This is a genomic window from Thermococcus sp. ES12 (assembly GCF_012027515.1).
GTDB lineage: Archaea > Methanobacteriota_B > Thermococci > Thermococcales > Thermococcaceae > Thermococcus > Thermococcus barossii.
Map to the genome: position 1 here is coordinate 1 of NZ_SNUP01000041.1, position 495 is coordinate 495.

The 495-nt window shown below is 33.7% G+C and carries 2 protein-coding genes; both read right to left on the reverse strand.

The genetic code is table 11. The annotated features are described in order from the left end of the window. Positions 1-47 precede the first annotated feature (47 nt). Positions 48-299, reverse strand: coding sequence for a hypothetical protein (locus E3E37_RS10910; protein WP_167717364.1), 252 nt, complete (start codon positions 297-299; stop codon positions 48-50). Further along, on the reverse strand, positions 296-495 hold a 200-nt coding region (locus tag E3E37_RS11585; RefSeq protein ID WP_206204106.1), incomplete at its 5' end, for a hypothetical protein. The genes E3E37_RS11585 and E3E37_RS10910, both read right to left, overlap by 4 nt.

Consider the following 495-nt stretch of genomic DNA (forward strand, 5'->3'; position numbering starts at 1 on the left):
CGAAAAAGCAACTTTGCTTGGAAGAAACCTCAACAAAGTTGCTTGTTTCACATGAACCACCTTCCTACTGATTCAAAAATCACGTCTTCAATACTTTCAACTGCAAGAATAACTACTCCATCGCTGTTAAATGTAAAAATAGTGCAGTAATTAAAGCCGTATTGAACTAAACGCCTTTTTGCTAAATCCTTAACTTCTTCTAAGTCTTTAGCTGGAACATTCCATTCAAGAAATTCTCCTTCAAGATTTTCAACTTCATCTTTGTTTGGAGAGTATATTATGCAATAAATCATGTTCACTCACCTTCAACGCCAAAAGTTGTCACTACAAAATCACGATACTTCTTATCAAAACAAAGAGTCACTTTGATCTTGCTTTCAATTAATTCTATGTTTGCAACCTGCAAATTAGGAACAATAAGTCTTAATTGCTCAATTTTCACTAAACCACTCCTGAACTGCTGTAAATTCGCTACATCATAATAAAGAGTTAAAG